The 15983-nt window shown below is 51.5% G+C and carries 18 protein-coding genes, 1 tRNA gene and 1 other RNA gene; 5 read left to right on the top strand and 15 right to left on the bottom strand.

Annotated features, from left to right (window positions below):
* Nucleotides 1-2 precede the first annotated feature (2 nt).
* From Q397_RS0107045 to aptA, 4 genes are all read right to left on the bottom strand, one after another.
* Nucleotides 3-1232: an exonuclease SbcCD subunit D C-terminal domain-containing protein gene (locus tag Q397_RS0107045; protein ID WP_028878810.1), complete on the bottom strand. Its 1230-nt coding sequence runs from the start codon at nucleotides 1230-1232 to the stop codon at nucleotides 3-5.
* Nucleotides 1232-1969, bottom strand: a complete 738-nt coding sequence (locus tag Q397_RS0107040; RefSeq protein WP_028878809.1) for a substrate-binding periplasmic protein — start codon at nucleotides 1967-1969, stop codon at nucleotides 1232-1234. Before Q397_RS0107040 ends, Q397_RS0107045 begins: the two co-directional genes overlap by 1 nt.
* 222 nt (nucleotides 1970-2191) lie before the next feature.
* The gene (locus Q397_RS0107035; RefSeq protein ID WP_028878808.1) at nucleotides 2192-3682 is read right to left on the bottom strand and encodes a CoA-acylating methylmalonate-semialdehyde dehydrogenase; all 1491 of its coding nucleotides are present in this window, start codon (nucleotides 3680-3682) and stop codon (nucleotides 2192-2194) included.
* Between the two features lie 15 nt (nucleotides 3683-3697).
* A complete protein-coding gene (aptA, locus tag Q397_RS0107030; protein WP_028878807.1) occupies nucleotides 3698-5005 on the bottom strand; it encodes an omega-aminotransferase AptA in 1308 nt (435 codons plus the stop codon).
* 149 nt (nucleotides 5006-5154) lie between these two features.
* On the opposite strand from aptA, the gene Q397_RS0107025 reads away from it, so the two are divergent.
* A complete protein-coding gene (locus Q397_RS0107025; RefSeq protein WP_028878806.1) occupies nucleotides 5155-5706 on the top strand; it encodes a cupin domain-containing protein in 552 nt (183 codons plus the stop codon).
* 17 nt (nucleotides 5707-5723) lie between these two features.
* Entirely contained in the window at nucleotides 5724-6029 is a 306-nt protein-coding gene (locus Q397_RS0107020) for a hypothetical protein (protein ID WP_028878805.1), read from the top strand.
* 15 nt (nucleotides 6030-6044) lie between these two features.
* Here Q397_RS0107020 and Q397_RS24955 read toward each other — a convergent pair whose 3' ends face one another.
* Both Q397_RS24955 and Q397_RS0107010 read right to left on the bottom strand, forming a co-directional pair.
* Nucleotides 6045-6221 (bottom strand): hypothetical protein, encoded by a 177-nt coding sequence (locus tag Q397_RS24955; RefSeq protein ID WP_156950652.1) that lies wholly within the window; start codon nucleotides 6219-6221, stop codon nucleotides 6045-6047.
* A 58-nt stretch (nucleotides 6222-6279) separates the two neighbouring features.
* Nucleotides 6280-7020 carry a sulfite exporter TauE/SafE family protein gene (locus Q397_RS0107010; protein WP_028878804.1) on the bottom strand — a complete coding sequence of 247 codons (741 nt, stop codon included), beginning with the start codon at nucleotides 7018-7020 and terminating at the stop codon, nucleotides 6280-6282.
* A 156-nt stretch (nucleotides 7021-7176) separates the two neighbouring features.
* Between Q397_RS0107010 and Q397_RS0107005 the strand changes: the two genes are divergently transcribed.
* Nucleotides 7177-7800 (top strand): LysE family translocator, encoded by a 624-nt coding sequence (locus Q397_RS0107005; protein ID WP_028878803.1) that lies wholly within the window; start codon nucleotides 7177-7179, stop codon nucleotides 7798-7800.
* A 17-nt stretch (nucleotides 7801-7817) separates the two neighbouring features.
* On the opposite strand, the gene rnpB is transcribed toward Q397_RS0107005, so the two are convergent.
* From rnpB to Q397_RS21465, 3 genes are all read right to left on the bottom strand, one after another.
* An RNA gene (gene rnpB / locus Q397_RS23970) (RNase P RNA component class A) lies at nucleotides 7818-8217 on the bottom strand.
* A gap of 16 nt (nucleotides 8218-8233) precedes the next feature.
* Nucleotides 8234-8920, bottom strand: a complete 687-nt coding sequence (locus tag Q397_RS0107000) for an N-acetylmuramoyl-L-alanine amidase (RefSeq protein ID WP_028878802.1) — start codon at nucleotides 8918-8920, stop codon at nucleotides 8234-8236.
* Nucleotides 8917-9816, bottom strand: a complete 900-nt coding sequence (locus Q397_RS21465; protein WP_038013000.1) for a LysR family transcriptional regulator — start codon at nucleotides 9814-9816, stop codon at nucleotides 8917-8919. The genes Q397_RS0107000 and Q397_RS21465 overlap by 4 nt, the downstream gene beginning before the upstream one ends.
* A gap of 142 nt (nucleotides 9817-9958) precedes the next feature.
* Here Q397_RS21465 and Q397_RS0106990 point away from each other — a divergent pair, with 142 nt between their 5' ends.
* The gene (locus Q397_RS0106990) at nucleotides 9959-10144 is read left to right on the top strand and encodes an RSP_7527 family protein (protein WP_156950651.1); all 186 of its coding nucleotides are present in this window, start codon (nucleotides 9959-9961) and stop codon (nucleotides 10142-10144) included.
* A 152-nt stretch (nucleotides 10145-10296) separates the two neighbouring features.
* Here Q397_RS0106990 and Q397_RS21460 read toward each other — a convergent pair whose 3' ends face one another.
* The 5 genes from Q397_RS21460 to Q397_RS0106965 all read right to left on the bottom strand — a co-directional run bounded on the left by Q397_RS21460 (nucleotide 10297) and on the right by Q397_RS0106965 (nucleotide 13928).
* The gene (locus Q397_RS21460) at nucleotides 10297-10476 is read right to left on the bottom strand and encodes a DUF3012 domain-containing protein (protein WP_038012998.1); all 180 of its coding nucleotides are present in this window, start codon (nucleotides 10474-10476) and stop codon (nucleotides 10297-10299) included.
* A 62-nt stretch (nucleotides 10477-10538) separates the two neighbouring features.
* The gene (locus Q397_RS0106980) at nucleotides 10539-12179 is read right to left on the bottom strand and encodes a cation:proton antiporter family protein (RefSeq protein WP_038012996.1); all 1641 of its coding nucleotides are present in this window, start codon (nucleotides 12177-12179) and stop codon (nucleotides 10539-10541) included.
* Nucleotides 12180-12258: 79 nt separating this feature from the next.
* Complete coding sequence (locus Q397_RS0106975) at nucleotides 12259-12807, bottom strand: demethoxyubiquinone hydroxylase family protein (protein ID WP_028878799.1); 549 nt, start codon at nucleotides 12805-12807, stop codon at nucleotides 12259-12261.
* Between the two features lie 16 nt (nucleotides 12808-12823).
* Entirely contained in the window at nucleotides 12824-13342 is a 519-nt protein-coding gene (locus tag Q397_RS0106970) for a disulfide bond formation protein B (protein ID WP_051609790.1), read from the bottom strand.
* A gap of 4 nt (nucleotides 13343-13346) precedes the next feature.
* Entirely contained in the window at nucleotides 13347-13928 is a 582-nt protein-coding gene (locus Q397_RS0106965) for a YqaA family protein (RefSeq protein WP_028878797.1), read from the bottom strand.
* A gap of 187 nt (nucleotides 13929-14115) precedes the next feature.
* On the opposite strand from Q397_RS0106965, the gene Q397_RS0106960 reads away from it, so the two are divergent.
* A tRNA-Leu gene (locus Q397_RS0106960) sits at nucleotides 14116-14202 on the top strand.
* 581 nt (nucleotides 14203-14783) lie between these two features.
* On the opposite strand, the gene Q397_RS0106950 is transcribed toward Q397_RS0106960, so the two are convergent.
* The gene (locus tag Q397_RS0106950) at nucleotides 14784-15935 is read right to left on the bottom strand and encodes an alpha/beta fold hydrolase (RefSeq protein WP_028878796.1); all 1152 of its coding nucleotides are present in this window, start codon (nucleotides 15933-15935) and stop codon (nucleotides 14784-14786) included.
* Nucleotides 15936-15983: the final 48 nt, after the last annotated feature.

Genomic DNA, 15983 nt, shown 5'->3' with positions numbered 1-15983 from the left:
CGCTATTCGGCGCGGGTGTCGTCTTCGTAAAGGGTTTTTAAAATCTCGTTGTAGGCGTGGCGCAAGTCGTCCTGTTGCGCCTCAGGATGGTCCCCCGTGCTCAGGCAGCGTTCAAACACATCGTGGACGCTTAGGTCTTCAAGGCTCTCGCTTTGGTCGGACTGGCTTAATATACGGTCCACGATCTGTTTGTTTTGCAGACGAAGAATCTCGACGGGGCTGTCTTCAATTATCTGTTCCATGTCATCGCGCAAGTGGGGCGCAATTTCCTTGCCTGTATAAACAAGCTCTACCCAGACGCTTTCTTTTTGATGGACAAGGCGGGTGAGTTGATCGCGCAGGTCCGTAAGGTCGCCTTGCAGCTTGACCAGCTTTTGAAAGAGGGGAATATCCAGGGTCTGCACCTCAGCTGTTGTCGCATCAAAGGTCACTTTACAGACACTCTTTTGCTGTTTCGCCTCCCCAAATCCCATAGGTAGGGGGGAGCCGCTGTAGCGCACGATATCGCATCCGCCGACCACTTGGGGGACATGCAGATGGCCAAGGGCGACATAATCAAACAGGTCCGCAAACACATCGACGCCCACATGCCCAAGGCTGCCGACATAGAGGTCACGCACGCCGTCCCCTTCTTCCAAGCGACCGCCTGCGGCAAACAGATGACCTGTCGCAATGAGGGGAATATCGGCCTTAAGGTCCGTGCGCAGGCGCGCAGCTGTTTGTGCGATTTCGTGGTAATGCTGTTTTATGCCGGTCAGGAGCTTTTGTTCTTTATCCTTTAGGGTTTCGCCGGCTTCGACTTTACGTAAGTCGCGATCACGCAGATAAGGCACGGCGCATAGAATGGCTTCTGGCTGTGCATTGGCATCGCGCAGGACAAGGATATCGTCGCTCATATGGTCGCTGCGTTGCCCGACCACATGGACATTGAGCGCCTTTAACAGTGCCTTCGGCGCATCAAGGAAGGAGGGCGAGTCGTGATTGCCCGCAACGATCACCACGTGGCGGCACTCGGTCTTCGCCATGTCACAGAGAAATTGATAGTAGAGAGATTGCGCCCGATTGCTGGGGGTTGTGGTGTCAAAAATATCACCGGCAACGATCAGGCAGTCAATCCGCTGATCTTTGATTGTGGTGATCAGCCAGTCGAGAAAGGCTGCAAATTCATTGTATCTCTTTTTCCCATAGAGCATGCGCCCCAGGTGCCAATCAGAGGTGTGCAGTACATTCATTACTTATTCAGGTCTGAGATATTGTATTTTTTGAAGATTTCGTCCAGCCGACCACTGTCTTTTAATTGTTTGAAAGCGGTTTTAAGGGCGGCGACATGGGGGTAAGGCACGTCACGGTTGGTCGCCAGATAGGTTTGGAAGGTCTGGATCGGATCACTGTAGGTGAAGTTTTTTTGGTCGAGATGACCGATCACATAGTCACCGATAATGGTGTCAGTATACCATGCATCAATGCGGTCATTTCGCAATAGCTTGATCAATTCCTTGCCATCACCGGGGACACGGTAGACATCCTGATAACCTTGTTCGGTCAACCAGTTGTCCCAACCGGATTTAAGCTGGACGCCAATGCGTTTTTGGTGGGCGCTATCGGCTGTCAGTTTGGTTTTATTAAACCCGATGAAATGTGTGTGGTTGCTGAAAATCCGCAGGCTCCAGTCATAGTGGGCATTGCGGGTCGGCGTCCATGACAGGGGAAAGATCAGCGCTTCGGGTGTGTTTTTGACCAGATATTGAGCCCGTGCCCAAGGAAGCGGAATAATTTCAAAGTCCTTCCCGGCAAGTTTGAAGGTCTCCGCGACCAGCTCATACCCAAAGCCGGGGCGATCCTGATTTTCTGACACAACATTGGAGAAAAAAGACGTATATATTTTCGCCACATCGGAGGCATGAGTCGCGTTGGCAAAACTTACCATTAGGGCGACGATGCTAAAGATGCGTGTTAATTGCTTAATCATGAAATCTTTTTCTCCAATGAGCAATCTTAGCGCGAGAATATTAAAAATTCGATAAAGGTCAATCCCTAAGGAAAAAGTTTTGTATGCAAACACTTTAAAGGCACGTGGTCCTACAAAGAGATTATATGGGATTATCAATCTAAAGTTACAATAGTGCCGTCAGAAAATAAAACAGCCGCATAGACGTGTATGCGGCTGTTTTTCTGGAGAAATAGTGTCTTTTTACTTCATGGTAGGCATGATGAAATCCGCGCCCGCCCGGATGCCTGTGGGCCAGCGGGTTGTGACGGTTTTTAGTTTTGTATAGAAACGCACGCCTTCTTCCCCGTGGACGCTATGATCGCCAAACAGGGACCGTTTCCAGCCCCCGAAGCTGTGGAACGCCATCGGGACGGGAATCGGAACGTTGACGCCGACCATCCCGACCTGGATACGGCTGGTAAAGGTGCGCGCCGCATCGCCATCATTAGTAAAGATGGAGGTGCCGTTGGCAAATTCGTGCGCATTGATAAGATCAAGGGCCTCATCAAAGCTTTGGGCGCGCACGACGCTCAGGACCGGGCCAAAAATTTCTTCTTTGTAGATGCGCATGTCTGGGGTGACACGATCAAACAGGCACCCGCCCATAAAGAAGCCGTCTTCATAGCCTGCGACTTTAAAGTCACGACCATCAACCAGCAGGTCGGCACCTTCTTCAACACCGATGTCCACATAGCCTTTGACTTTATTCAGGTGGTCTTTTGTGACCAGCGGCCCCATTTCAGAAGCAGGGTCAAGGCTGGGGCCAACGGTGAGCTTTTGCAGCTCGGCCTTTAGTTTTTCGTTCAAACGATCGGCAACTTCATCACCCACACAGACGGCAACGGAAATGGCCATGCAACGCTCGCCCGCTGACCCGTAGGCCGCGCCCATCAAGGCGTCACACACTTGATCCAGATCCGCGTCAGGCATAACAACCAGATGGTTTTTCGCGCCGCCCAAGGCTTGTACGCGTTTGCCATTGGCGGCACCGGTTGTGTAGATATGTTCCGCAATCGGGGTGGAACCTACAAAGCTGATGGCGGCAATATCAGGATGTGCCAACAAGCCGTTGACTGCATCCTTATCGCCGTTCAAGACGTTGAAGACACCTGCGGGCAGGCCACACTCTTTCAAGGCGTTTGCGATCCAAAGTGCTGCAGATGGGTCGCGCTCACTTGGTTTTAAAACAAACGTGTTGCCGCAGGCGAGCGCCACGGGGAACATCCACATGGGCACCATGGCGGGGAAGTTAAACGGCGTGATGCCCGCGACCACACCCAAGGCTTGGCGCATAGAATGGCTGTCCACGTTTGTGCCGACATTTTCGGTGAAATCGCCTTTCAACAGGTGCGGAATACCGCAGGCAAATTCTACAACTTCCATACCGCGGGTGACTTCACCCTTGGCATCGCTAAAGACTTTGCCATGTTCGTTGGAGATGATTTCCGCCAGCTCGTCGATGCGGTCTTCCAGCATCATTTTAAACTTAAACAGGATGCGTGCGCGGCGCAGCGGCGGGGTGTTGGCCCACTCCGGGAAGGCGGCTTTTGCAGCCGCAACGGTGTTGTTGAGGTCGTCCTCGTTGGCAAGGCAGACTTGGGTGCTGACCTGACCTGTGGTCGGGTTAAACACATCTGCGGTTTTGCCATTCGTCGGGGTAACAGTGTCACCGTTGATAAAATGTCCGATCATTGAAGTCTTTTCCTTTTAGTCGATTGCGGCGAGGACGCTGCGCATTGTTTCCATAATCTGGTCGATTTCTTTCTTTTCGATAATCAACGGCGGGGACATGGCGATAATATCCCCGGTGATGCGGATCATCAGGCCTTGTTTGTAGGCTTCCACCATCGCATTAAAACCGCGTGTGCCGCCTTTGGCTTCGAGTTCAATTGCGCCGACAAGACCGATATTGCGAATATCGATGACGTTCTTGCAGTCTTTCAATTGATGCAAAGACTCTTCCCAATAGGGCGCAAGATCATGGGCGCGCTGGAACAAGCCTTCTTCGCGGTAGGTTTCAAGGGTGGCAAGGCCAGCAGCTGAGGCGATGGGGTGACCGGAATAGGTATAGCCGTGAAACAGCTCAATCGGGCTGTCGGCCTTTTCCATCATGGTGTCATAAATGTAATCAGCAACCACCACGGCCCCCATAGGGACAACGCCGTTGGTCAGGCCTTTGGCGCAGGTGATAATATCGGGTTTTACACCAAAATAGTCAGATGCCGTTGCGGTGCCCAAACGCCCAAAGGCGGTGATGACCTCATCAAAGATCAACAGGATACCGTGTTTGGTACAAATCTCGCGCAGGCGTTGGAGGTAGCCTTTGGGGGGCATGAGAACACCTGTTGAACCTGCCATAGGCTCCACGATCACAGCGGCGATGTTGCTGGCGTCATGCAGGGCAACGATATTTTCCAGCTCGTCCGCAAGCTCTGCGCCATGTTCCGGGCAGCCTTTGGTGAAAGCGTTTTTAGCCAAGTCGTGGGTGTGCGGCATATGATCCGCGCCTGTTAGCAGACTGCCGAAATACATGCGGTTTTTGACCAGACCGCCGACCGTAATGCCGCCAAAGCCGGTGCCGTGATAGCCGCGTTCACGCCCGATCAGGCGGGTGCGGGTGCCTTGCCCGTTGGTGCGGTGATAGGCAAGTGCGATCTTAAGGGCGGTGTCCACCGATTCAGAACCGGAGTTGGTAAAGAACACATGGTTCATCCCATCGGGGAACAGCTCGGCAACTTGGTTGGCAAGTTCAAACGCTTTGGGGTGCCCGAATTGGAAAGACGGGCAATAATCCAGTTCCGCGACTTGCGCCTGTACGGCTTCGCGGATTTTCGGGCGGTTGTGTCCAGCATTGACACACCACAGACCCGCTGAGGTATCCATGATCTGGCGACCATCATCACTTGTGTAATACATGCCATCGGCAGAAACCAGCATGCGGGGGTCTTTTTTAAACTGCTTATTGGCGGTAAAGGGCATCCAATAGCTGTCGAGATTGTTTGGACGTGCTGTCATGATTTATCCTCATAAAAAATCTGACTCCAGTGTCGTTTGTTTGTGATTTACCAACAAGTCTGTTTCTTCATATTGTTAAGTATTTGAAATTAAGGAAAATTTAAGATAGACTGTCCAGAATATTGAACATTTGAACAAAGGGCCGTTTTATGGACGATCTGGATGTGGGATTACGGCTAAAAACCGTGCGCAAACAATATGGTTTGTCGCAACGCGCCTTGGCGACAAAAGCGGGGGTGGCGCATTCGTCCTTGTCCTTGATTGAATCGGGAGGATCAAACCCGTCTGTGGGCGCGTTGAAACGGATTTTGGACGGGATTCCCATGGAATTGTCCGAGTTTTTCAGCTTTGATCTGGAAAAACGCGAAAGTTACTTTTTTAGAAAAGAAGAACTGGTGGAAATCGGTAAGGAAGGGGTGTCTTACAAGCTGGTTGGCGCAGGGATCCCCAATCGCAATATCCAGATGCTGCACGAAAGCTATCAGCCGGGCGCCGATTCCGGTCGCGTGATGCTGACCCATGAGGGCGAAGAATGCGGTGTCATCTTGCGTGGAGAGCTGGAAGTGACGGTCGCGGGCAAGAAAAAGATTTTACGTGCGGGTGAGGCTTATTATTTCGATAGCTCGCTGGAACATCGCTTTCGTAATACCGGCAAAGAGGTCTGTGAGCTGGTGACAGCTTGTACGCCGCCGACATTTTAAAGAGGAAAGAAAAGAGAATGGCTGAGCGTTTACACGAAACCGAAGTGCCTTATTATGAGGGCGAGTTGTTTGAACTGGCCCTCATAATCGGGCGGATGCGTTATGATCGCGTCGCCGTTTTTTTTGAGGCTTTGTCAGCAGAGTTTGCGAGGCAGGCCGATGGCGACTTCGGGCGCGGGCGCAATCAGCTGGGGCGCAAGTTACAGGGGATGGTCAAGCAGATGGACCTTGCCGAAGCTGAGATGACAAAGATCTGGAAACTCTGTGAACCCTATGCGCAGGCTGACCTGTTGCATGAGGCACAAGCCAAAGAAAAAAGATAACTTTCTGAAAGCGACTTAGCGTGTGGTGATGGACCGGTAAATCTGGTCTTTATGCTGATCCGGCGTGTTCATGATCAAAATTTCCAGCATATGTTCGATAAAATGGCAGGGTGTGCTGCATTTTTCAAACCCGCAGGTGCATTTACGACAGTGGCTATGAATGGCTGATAAAAATGGGGACTGAGTGTGCATAATCTCTCTCCTTATCCATTTTTGAGAGCATATCAGGAAATGGGCTGAACTTCATTATCTAATTCAGGAAAAAGGCGACAGACATGACAAGCCCGATCAGGATGATGAACTTGCGCACCCAGTCCTTGGGCAAGCGTCGCGCAAGTAACGCGCCAAGGTAGCCGCCGATGGTGGCGGACACCATCATGACCCCCGCCCATTGCCAGTCAATCATGTCTGCAAGGGCGAAAGTGAGGATGGAGGCCAGCGATAAGATAAAGGACAGCAGGTTTTTAAGCCCGTTCATCAGGTTGAGGTCGCGAAACCCAAGCAGAGAGAAAAGCGCGAGCAGGACAATCCCCAAACCGCCGTTAAAATAGCCGCCATAGGTACAGGTCAGCAACGTCAGCCATGGATTGTTGGATTTGATCTCCTTACCTTTTTGCGCGATGTAGAGGGTCAAACGGTCCCCAAAGGCAAAGAGCGCGGTTGCGAACAATAGCAGGTACGGCACAATGATGCTAAAGACCTCGCTGGGGGTGACGAGCAGCAGGCCCGCCCCCAGGACACCGCCAAGGATGGACAGCAGGGTCAACATGAGTAAGGGCTTGAGGCCAAAGCTTTTGAGCTCTTTGATAAAGCCGAGCGTGCCACTGAGGTAGGCGGGAAAGACGGCAACCGCGCTGGTGGCGTTGGCAGGGATCGGGGCCATGCCGGTATAGACGAGGGCGGGGAAGGTTAAAAAACTGCCACCCCCGGCAATCGCGTTTAACGCCCCGGCAGCGAGCGAGGCAACGGACAATAAAACAATCTCGAACATTTCCCTATCTATCCCTTATTTATCTTTTTGTTACGCCTAACATAGAAGGCTGGCGGGGGGTAGAGTGGATTTGTCAGGGTACAATTTTCCGTTTGTTCTTTTTAACCATTCAAGATATGACGCATATCCAGCCTATTTTATTTGAAAGGGAGTGCTATGGTTGATTTTGCCCTGTTGGCCCTGTTTTTACCCACGGCATTTTTGATCTCGATTACGCCGGGCATGTGCATGACCCTTTCTTTGACGTTGGGACTTACCATCGGCATTCGCAAAACCTTCTGGATGATGTGGGGGGAGCTGATCGGCGTCGGGCTGGTTGCTGTTTGCGCTGCTATCGGGGTTGCGACCATTATGCTGGAATTCCCGAACTTTTTCACCGCGTTTAAATGGGTGGGCGGGGCGTATTTATGCTGGTTGGGCATCCAGATGTGGCGCTCACGCGGGCGGATGGCAATTTCGTTGGATAACACGCAGTCCAAAGAAGTGTCGCGTACAGGACTTGCCTTGCAAGGGTTTGTGACCGCCATTGCCAACCCGAAAGGCTGGGCCTTTTTTGTGACGCTCTTGCCGCCGTTTCTGGATACCAGCAAACCGTTGGCTCAACAGTTAATTGCCCTGATCGTGGTGTTGTTGACCATCGAGTTTTTATGCCTGTGCCTTTACGCAGGCGGCGGTCGATCCATGCGGCACTTTTTAGAGAAAAGCGGCAACGTCAAAGCCATGAACCGTGTCGCCGGCACCTTGATGGTGGGCGTTGGGATCTGGCTTGCGACAGGCTGATTGAACAACAGAAAAGTAAAGTCAGGTGGTCTATAAGCCGGGTTCTGTCCCGCTGTTTACACAGCATAGATGATCATTCGTCTGGGACGCCTGTTACCAGACGCCTCACGCGACACACCCGGATGCGTGGTGTGAATATGCACCTGCGGCCCGTTTAATCCGCCGTCCATCCCTATTCGGTCTTGCTTCCGGTGGGGTTTACCGTGCCCCTTCTATTGCTAGACGGGCGGTGCGCTCTTACCGCACCCTTTCATCCTTACCACGTGTTACGCCGAAGCTTGCGTGGCGGTTTGCTTTCTGTGGCACTTTCCCTAAGGTCACCCTCGCCGGACGTTATCCGGCACCGTATATCCATGAAGCCCGGACTTTCCTCCCTATGCCCGTTACCAGACATAGAGCGATCATCCAACCACCTGACCGCTTTCCCTTACGGCTATTTTGTCGCAAGGTCAAGTAATGCGCGCAGGATCGCACGTGATTTTTCAAGGTCCGGGGTCTGGAGGGCATCGGGTTGGAAATGACGATAAAAGGCGATTAGGCTTGCTTGAGGCTCCTGCGGGTCATATCCAAAGTCGCTGAGCAGTCGATCTATCTCGCCTTCGTTTGTGGCGGTTGACAGGTCGGTGGGCCAAAGCCCGATCCCGTGCGCAGCCAGATGTTGCCACGGAAACAACTCGCCGGGGTCTTGTTTGCGCGCAGGCGCTATATCGCTATGTCCAATGACGTTTCGCGGCGGGATATGCGGATGGCGTGACAGGATGGCCTGACAGAGCTGCACCACACGGTTGATCTGAGCATCGGGGAAGGGGCGATACCCCCATTCGTGACCGGGGTTCACAATTTCAATGCCGATGGAACGATCGTTGATGTTGCTGTCTCCGCGCCAATGGCTGACACCGCCATGCCATGCGCGTTTTTCCTCTGCAACCAGTTGAAAGATGGTGCCATCTTCCTCCACCATATAATGGGCGCTGACCTGAGCAGCTTCATCGCACATACGGTCCAAAGCTTCCGGCCCTGATTGCATGCCGGTATAGTGCAGGACCAACATGTCGATGGCACACCCGTCTGGGCGGTTGTTAAAATTTGGCGAGGGGGCGGGGAGGATATCCAAGGTCATGAGTCGTATTGATCCCAAGGTGGGGTGGGGCTGAGTTTTTCCAAAAGATAGTCGATGAAGACGCGCACCTTTGGCGGCAGATAGCGATTTTGCGGATAAATCGCCCAGAAGTAAACCCGTGACGGGGGCTCATAATCGCGCAGAATTTCCACCAGTTCGCCGGATTTGATTTTTTCCCCGCACAGCAAGGTCGCAAGACGCGCAATCCCCAGACCTTGTAGGGCCGCATAATGATGGGCTTCCCCGTTGTTGCTGATAAAACTGCCGGTGGCGCGGATGAATTTTGGGCCGGGGCAGTTATTGAACGGCCAGTCGTTTAAGTAGGCAGGTTCGTTGTAGGTGATGCAGTTGTGGGCGTTCAGATCGTCAGGGTGTTTGGGTTCGCCATATTTTTCCAGATAATGGGGCGAGGCATAGACGATCCGGCGCAATTTGCAGATTTTGCGCGCGATCATGGAGGAATCGTAGAGTTCTTCCCCAATGCGCAAAGCCACGTCTTCGCCGGTTTCTAGCAAGTCCACCCGTCGATCGGAGACGTTCATCTCCACCTGAATTTCGGGGTAGCGTTCCTGAAACTCGACCAGCAGCGGCGATATCTGGCGTGCGCCCATCACAACAGGGGCGTTGACTTTCAACAGGCCGCGGGGCTTGTCACGCATCCCGCCGACTTCGGTTTCCGCATCTTCAATTTCGCGCAGGATGCGTTGACTATGTTGCAGATAGCGCGCGCCAGCTTCGGTTAGATTAAGCCGACGGGTGGTGCGATTGAGCAGGCGGACACCCAAGCGGTCTTCTAAGGCACCCAGCTGTTTACTAATGGCGGAAGGGGTCAGGTGCATATGACGCGCAGCGGCGGAAAGGCTGCCGTATTTTACCACCTGAGCGAAGATGGACATCTGGCTTTCAATGCTCAATTGGTATGACCTTTTCCATAAATTCACAAGTGATGTGCTAAAACACTATATTATCATTTTTCAGGAAAAGAAATACATTCATATGCATCGGGCTTGAATGATCAAATTTTTTGGAGAAAGACCCATGAGCAAATACATGATTTTAGAATCTGAACCGCTAACCCGCGATCAAATCGATGCAGCGATTGCACGTGCGCACAAAGTACGTTCCGAAGCGGCTTGGACGGTATTTGTGAAGATCGGGACTAAAATTTCCAAACTCTTCCATTCGAACGTTTCAGGTGGGTCTGGCCTGGCACATTCGTCTTAACGGAATAAATGCGAACCTCCCAATTTCGCCCACGTTCCTGTAGCCCTGACATCAGACGTTAATCGTCCCCTTACGATTAAAAAAAACGCCTTTTTGACGCTTCTCCCAAAGCACAAAAAGGCGTTTTTTATTGTCTTGAATTAGGGGCTTTCTTAAAAGACGCAGTGTTTCGCAAAGTCAGTTGCTTCGTTTGCGCTCCAGTCGCCTTTCGGCTTTTCTTTCATATCTGCGCACCATTCTTTGGAGCCAACTTCAGGTGAACAAGCGCTGAGGGCTAGGCCGGACAGGGTGAAGGCCGCAGCGAGAAGGAGTGTTTTTGCAGTCAGTTTCATTGTGCTAAATCCATCTAGAATATAGGTGTGCTCAAGAGTAACGTATTTTTATCTGATTGTATTTAAAGCCCTGCAGAACGTGCGCGGCGTTCCAGTGTTTCGTCCGGTTTGAGGAATTCGCGCATATGGTTTGCCGCACCCGTACCGGCTTCGGCATAGATATTGTAAACGCGATCGATGCCAGCTTCTTTGAGCTTTTCGACATCTTCCTGGAATTTTGCCGTGGCGACGATTGGCCCATGATAGCCGAGCGCGCGCAATTGTTCTGCGGCAAGTCGGTTGGCGCGCGGGTTTGGCATAGCGAGCAGGATCAACTGGATCTCTGATTTATCGCCTTCTACGCGGGACCAGAATTCCGGGTTGGTCGCATCGCCGCGTAGCACATTTCGCCCACCTTCAAGCTGTCGGGCAACTTCGCGGTCATCTTGGTCGATGCCGAGGATTTGACCATCCACCATGGCGTCAATCTGGTCATAGGCCGCACAGCCCACACGCCCCATGCCAAAGACAAGGATCAGATTGCCTTTCAGGGAGATATCTTCATCCCCTGCCAGACGTGTTCTTGCTTCATGTTTTTTGAGATAGTGGCGGTATTTGTTGTAGATCCGGTCACTGAAAGCGTTGAACGGTGCTGCCAGAATGAAGGAAGCAGACAGGGTCAGCGCAATAACGGTCAGCCATTCGTTAGATAGCCAGCCCGCGCTGATGGCAATGGCGGCCACAATCAGGCCAAACTCACTATAGTTGGCAAGGCTGAGGGAGGCGAGCGTGCTTGCGCGCGCCCGGACCTTGAAGAAACTGAAGATTTTGAAGAACAGCGCAGTCTTGAACGGAACCAGCAGCAACAGAATAAGCGCAGCACCCGCCGTTTCCCAGGTCGGCAAGCCCGTCAAGCCAATGGTCAGGAAGAAGCAGACAAGGAAAACATCCTTAAAGCCCATGAGCGTATGGGCAAGCTCGCTGCCTTTTTGGTGATTGGCGAGGAGAACACCGAAGATCAGGGCCCCCAGATCGCCTTTCATGCCGACCGCTTCAAAAAGTGCGGCGCCGCCAAGGGCCATAACAAACCCGAAGACCGTCAATAATTCTTTGTGACCGCTGAGTTCCATAAGCTTCCACAGCAGGTGACGCCCGGGAATGAGCGCAAGAAGTCCCAAGGCATAAGGGGACGGCACTTTGCCGGAGGAGAAGGCGAGGAAAAGGACCGCCGCGATATCCTGCATAACCAAGACACCGATGGCTATCTGACCGTAGCGCGAGGTCATTGCGCCGCGATCTTCCATAGTTTTGACGGCAAAAACGGTACTTGAAAAAGACAGGGCAAAGGCGACGATCAGGGCGGTTGAAAAGTTCATCCCGTCAAACATCAGGACGCCACCGACACTAAGGCCCATCAACAGGCAGGCCGTGAGGACAACTGTGGTCCCCATGTGGAGGGTGGTCGTTCCCCAAATTTCGGGCGTGAGCAGGCTGCTCACACGGAGTTTCAGGCCGATGGTAAACAGCAGCAGGGTCACCCCAAGGTCTGCGATGCTGCGTAAAAACTCACCGCTTTGCGCCCCCATAAGGTGCAGCACAAAACCGGCAATCAAAAAGCCCACCATGGGGGGCAGTTTTATCTGACGACATAAGAGACCGAAGGCAAAAGCAATCGCGATCCATGCCGGGTCACGATAATCAATGGCTATAAGAAGGGAGTCCATCCGCGCATCCTTGGAAGTGGCTATACCTGAGTATATGTTTATGTTTTTGAATACTAATTCAACCAGCGTTAAGAATTAGCTAAAATCTTTCTGAAACCCAGATTGCAAACTTGGAGCCGCTTTTGATTGCTTTGCTCAATAGGTTGTAGGCTGGGGCCTGTTCCGCGCCATGTTCGTAACCGATGTCGCGATGTTCCAGTTCTTCTTCGCGGAATTTGGCAAAGGTTGCGCTCAGTTCCGGCTCAGTCTCACCCAGTTCTTCAATCTGTTCGGCGTAATGTCCGTCGATGGTTTCTTCGACGGCAACCGTGCAGGCCATGGCGGCCTTTTCCCCCAACAGCGCTGTGCCTGCCCCAAGGGCAAAACCGGCAGCGTGCCAGATGGGGGTGAAAAAGGTCGGGCGCACGCGGCGTTTGGCGGCCATTTTATTAAAGGTGTCGAGGTGAACTTCTTCCTGCTCCAACATATGTGCAAGCAGTTCTTTTTTATCGCCTTTCCCAAGGACAGCCAGCTGGCCCTTGTAAATGCGAACAGCACCGTATTCTCCCGCCTGATCAACGCGGATCATCCGTTCAATCATCTGGTCGTGATTTAGATCACCGGGCATGCGGCCTTTAGAACTGCTCATGGGTCTTCTCGTTCAGTTATTTTGTGTGGGCTTTTAGTTTACGGATGATCGCAAGGCTCGTAAAGCTGATTGCGGCTAAAAACAGGCTGGCAACCGTATTGTAAACCGTGATGGATAGGCCAAACATGACCCAGTCACGGCTGTCACAGGGTTTTAGCGGCTCTGCCATGATGGAGGCTTTCAGGTCATCAAGGCTCATATCCATGGATTGCGCACCGCCGCAGGCCGCCGACCACCATTTTTCTTCGACACCAAAGTGATAAAAGGCCAAGGATGCCCCGACCAAAAAGGCGATGCCGCATCCCAACAGGGCGGCTTGCTGGGTAAAGCTGCCAGGTTTGCCAATGATGGCAAAGAGGGAGAACAGCCCAACGGCGGCATAGGGGATGCGTTGATAAAGGCATAACTCACAAGGTTCGATGCCGAGCACATATTCAACAAAGTAAGCGGTGGAGAGAGCGCCAAGGCAGACCAGAAACAGGAACAGGCCGGGCAGCTTCGGGTTGGATGAAATACGATTGATCAGAGAGGTCATGTTTCTAGTGCCATAATTTTAAAAGGGCAAAACCACCGGCCAGAAGGGCGACAAACAACAAGGTGAGTTTCCCCAAATGCTGTTCGATAAAGGTTTTGATCGGGATGCCGAACTTCCACAACAGCGCCGCAATAATAAAGAAGCGCGCCCCACGCCCGACAAGGGAGGTCAAGGCAAAGGAGGTTAAATCCATTTGGGTTACGCCGCTGGCGATGGTGAACAGCTTGTACGGAATGGGGGAGAACCCTGCGGAAAAGACGATCAACACCCCATGTTCATTATAAAGGGCTTTGACCGATTCGAATTTTTCAGCCGCATTGTAAAATTCCAGAATGGGCTGGGCGATGGCTTCAAATAATCCGTAGCCGATTCCATAACCCGCAATCCCGCCCAAAACAGAGGCAACCGTGCAAACCGCTGCAATCTTCCAAGCTTGATCGCGTGCCATCAGGATCATGGGGATCAGCATAATGTCCGGCGGGATCGGGAAAAAGGAGCTTTCGGCAAAAGAAACAGCAAACAGAATCAGCAGCGCATGGCGATGAAGCGCTAGGTTCATGGTCCAGTCATAACATCGTTGCAACACGTTTTTGATCCTGTCGTAAAAGTTTGATTTGCCGCTGTTTACCAGTGCTTCTGGGCGTTCGCAACGTGTTATGGACGAAGAAGATGAAAAAATTATGTCAAAAGATAAAAAGAGGGTGAAAAAAGACTTGCACCGAAAGAAGTGACGCACTAAAAGAGGGGCAACCGAACCAGTGAATGGCTGCTATGGCGGCGTGATGGAATTGGTAGACGTGAGGGATTCAAAATCCCTTGTCCGTGAGGACGTGCCGGTTCGACTCCGGCCGCCGCTACCATATTTAGACCGTTCACTTGGTTCGGTTTTTTATTGCCTATGCCGAACCGAGTTATCAAAACGTCACCGTGCGGGAACGTCACTGTATATGAACGTGACAATACCAAAAGTCTTTATGTACGGGTGAAAACCGGTAAGCAATGGAAGGCTTTCGCCACCCAAAAAGACGATTTCTTGGTGGACCTGTTTTGAAAAAGTGGAGTGTGTCTCACTCCTTTAGCCATCACTGTTTCCCTGCCCATTGTGCGAAAAAAGAAGAAGCCTTCCACAATATCTCAAATTGACCGACTGATATGCCGAGGTCACGAGCAATGGCAGAGGCTCTGAATTCGTTAGAATAGGTTTTGCGTTTTGTCATTAGATTTCCTTTCCAGTGATAAAAGTATCTTATCAACTGGTTCGGGATTCTAGAAACAGGTCAGTCACCTACGTTGCCCTTCTCCATCTGGTACGTATGGTCCTTGTGATCATCGGGGCGCAATTGGCCTTTAAATTTATCAAAACAGTCACTCAATCCTGATAAAAGAAAAACACCCGCAAAGAGCAACTCTTTTGCGGGTGTTTTACTTTTATCTCGACACTTTACTGGATGTGAACGCCGAGGTGTGTGGTGAGTTCGGATTTCACCGCATCGACTTTACGTTCAATCCTTTCAATGGCATTTGCTGTTGCGCGTGCCCCATCTTCACCGACAAAGAAGAAATGATTTCCTTCTACACGCTCTAATAAGCGTGACCCGATGTTTTCCGAGACATCCAGCAACCCTTGCCATTGGGCATCAGACAGTTTGGCTGGGCTGACCTTGTTGCCCTTCAGGTAACGTTTGTAAATGGTGTTGGCGTTATAAAAGCTCCAGCTTGCGACATCCACAATTGCATGACGTGAATCACCGCGACCACTTGGTGCGACCACACCGACAAGAGGAAAGTTACCATAATCATGAGAAGACATATCTTGTTGAGTTGCTATTAGATCTGTAACAAATTTCCCGTCTTTATAGATTTGACCATAGCCTTGTTGACCAATGGAAATGTCACCCACGTATTGGGACATATAGATCTTTTCAGGAATGATCTCATGGCCTTCTTTCTTGCCTTGTACAGCCACCTGCTTAAACCAACCTGCAAATGAGCTATGGCGTTCTGCATAACCGCTGTCGAGCATGGGAAATTCACGCCCCGACGCAATCATACCCGGCATGGGGGCTGTAGCGGTTAAGGCAATATAGAAATCAAGATTCAGCCCCTTATCCTTCATCGCCTTATAGGCAGAGCTAGGGATTTTGCCCCCCATGGACCAGCCCAGCAAAATCACGTCATTCTTCAAACCGTGATCTTTCATGGCTTTTTCAGCCAGTTCGGCAGCTTGTTTGCCCCAAGCGGTTACATTGAAATCGGGATGATTGGTTTCAATTGCCGGATCGGCCAGACCAATCGGGTAAGACAACGCGAGAACATTGTAGCCTTTTTTAACCAGCCAATGAGCCACAAAATCTTGAGGTACTGCCCCTTTGTGCCCCCCGTAGAAAATTCGTGCGCTATGGTGGGCACCGGGCACCATCACCAACAACGGCTTATCTTTATCTCCCGCGATAAATTTGTAAATGGCAGGAAAACCTGCGCCAGTCTCGATGCTTTCGCCTTCAAAAAGCGTCCCGGCCCGTGCCGAATTGCTTGAAAAAAGAAAACAAACCACCAAGAAAAATGAAAGGGCCTTCCCTTTTTTGCCCATCATCGTGAGCCTCCTATTGTTATTAAATGTAAGTCATTATGATGTGGTTTT

The sequence above is a fragment of the Terasakiella pusilla DSM 6293 genome (assembly GCF_000688235.1).
GTDB lineage: Bacteria > Pseudomonadota > Alphaproteobacteria > Rhodospirillales > Terasakiellaceae > Terasakiella > Terasakiella pusilla.
This window is presented reverse-complemented; position numbering and strand designations above follow the sequence as displayed.

Bases quoted from the DNA above. Each gene is read 5' to 3' on its own strand.
- Q397_RS21460 (WP_038012998.1), bottom strand. From the start codon at position 10,476: ATGAAACTGACTGCAAAAACACTCCTTCTCGCTGCGGCCTTCACCCTG.
- aptA (WP_028878807.1), bottom strand. From the start codon at position 5,005: ATGACAGCACGTCCAAACAATCTCGACAGCTATTGGATGCCCTTTACC.
- Q397_RS0107035 (WP_028878808.1), bottom strand. From the start codon at position 3,682: ATGATCGGACATTTTATCAACGGTGACACTGTTACCCCGACGAATGGC.
- Q397_RS0106970 (WP_051609790.1), bottom strand. From the start codon at position 13,342: ATGACCTCTCTGATCAATCGTATTTCATCCAACCCGAAGCTGCCCGGC.
- Q397_RS24955 (WP_156950652.1), bottom strand. From the start codon at position 6,221: ATGCACACTCAGTCCCCATTTTTATCAGCCATTCATAGCCACTGTCGT.
- Q397_RS0107000 (WP_028878802.1), bottom strand. From the start codon at position 8,920: ATGACCTTGGATATCCTCCCCGCCCCCTCGCCAAATTTTAACAACCGC.
- Q397_RS0107010 (WP_028878804.1), bottom strand. From the start codon at position 7,020: ATGTTCGAGATTGTTTTATTGTCCGTTGCCTCGCTCGCTGCCGGGGCG.
- Q397_RS21465 (WP_038013000.1), bottom strand. From the start codon at position 9,816: ATGTCCATCTTCGCTCAGGTGGTAAAATACGGCAGCCTTTCCGCCGCT.
- Q397_RS0107025 (WP_028878806.1), top strand. From the start codon at position 5,155: ATGGACGATCTGGATGTGGGATTACGGCTAAAAACCGTGCGCAAACAA.
- Q397_RS0106980 (WP_038012996.1), bottom strand. From the start codon at position 12,179: ATGGACTCCCTTCTTATAGCCATTGATTATCGTGACCCGGCATGGATC.
- Q397_RS0107020 (WP_028878805.1), top strand. From the start codon at position 5,724: ATGGCTGAGCGTTTACACGAAACCGAAGTGCCTTATTATGAGGGCGAG.
- Q397_RS0106950 (WP_028878796.1), bottom strand. From the start codon at position 15,935: ATGATGGGCAAAAAAGGGAAGGCCCTTTCATTTTTCTTGGTGGTTTGT.
- Q397_RS0107040 (WP_028878809.1), bottom strand. From the start codon at position 1,969: ATGATTAAGCAATTAACACGCATCTTTAGCATCGTCGCCCTAATGGTA.
- Q397_RS0106975 (WP_028878799.1), bottom strand. From the start codon at position 12,807: ATGAGCAGTTCTAAAGGCCGCATGCCCGGTGATCTAAATCACGACCAG.
- Q397_RS0107005 (WP_028878803.1), top strand. From the start codon at position 7,177: ATGGTTGATTTTGCCCTGTTGGCCCTGTTTTTACCCACGGCATTTTTG.
- Q397_RS0106990 (WP_156950651.1), top strand. From the start codon at position 9,959: ATGAGCAAATACATGATTTTAGAATCTGAACCGCTAACCCGCGATCAA.
- Q397_RS0107045 (WP_028878810.1), bottom strand. From the start codon at position 1,232: ATGAATGTACTGCACACCTCTGATTGGCACCTGGGGCGCATGCTCTAT.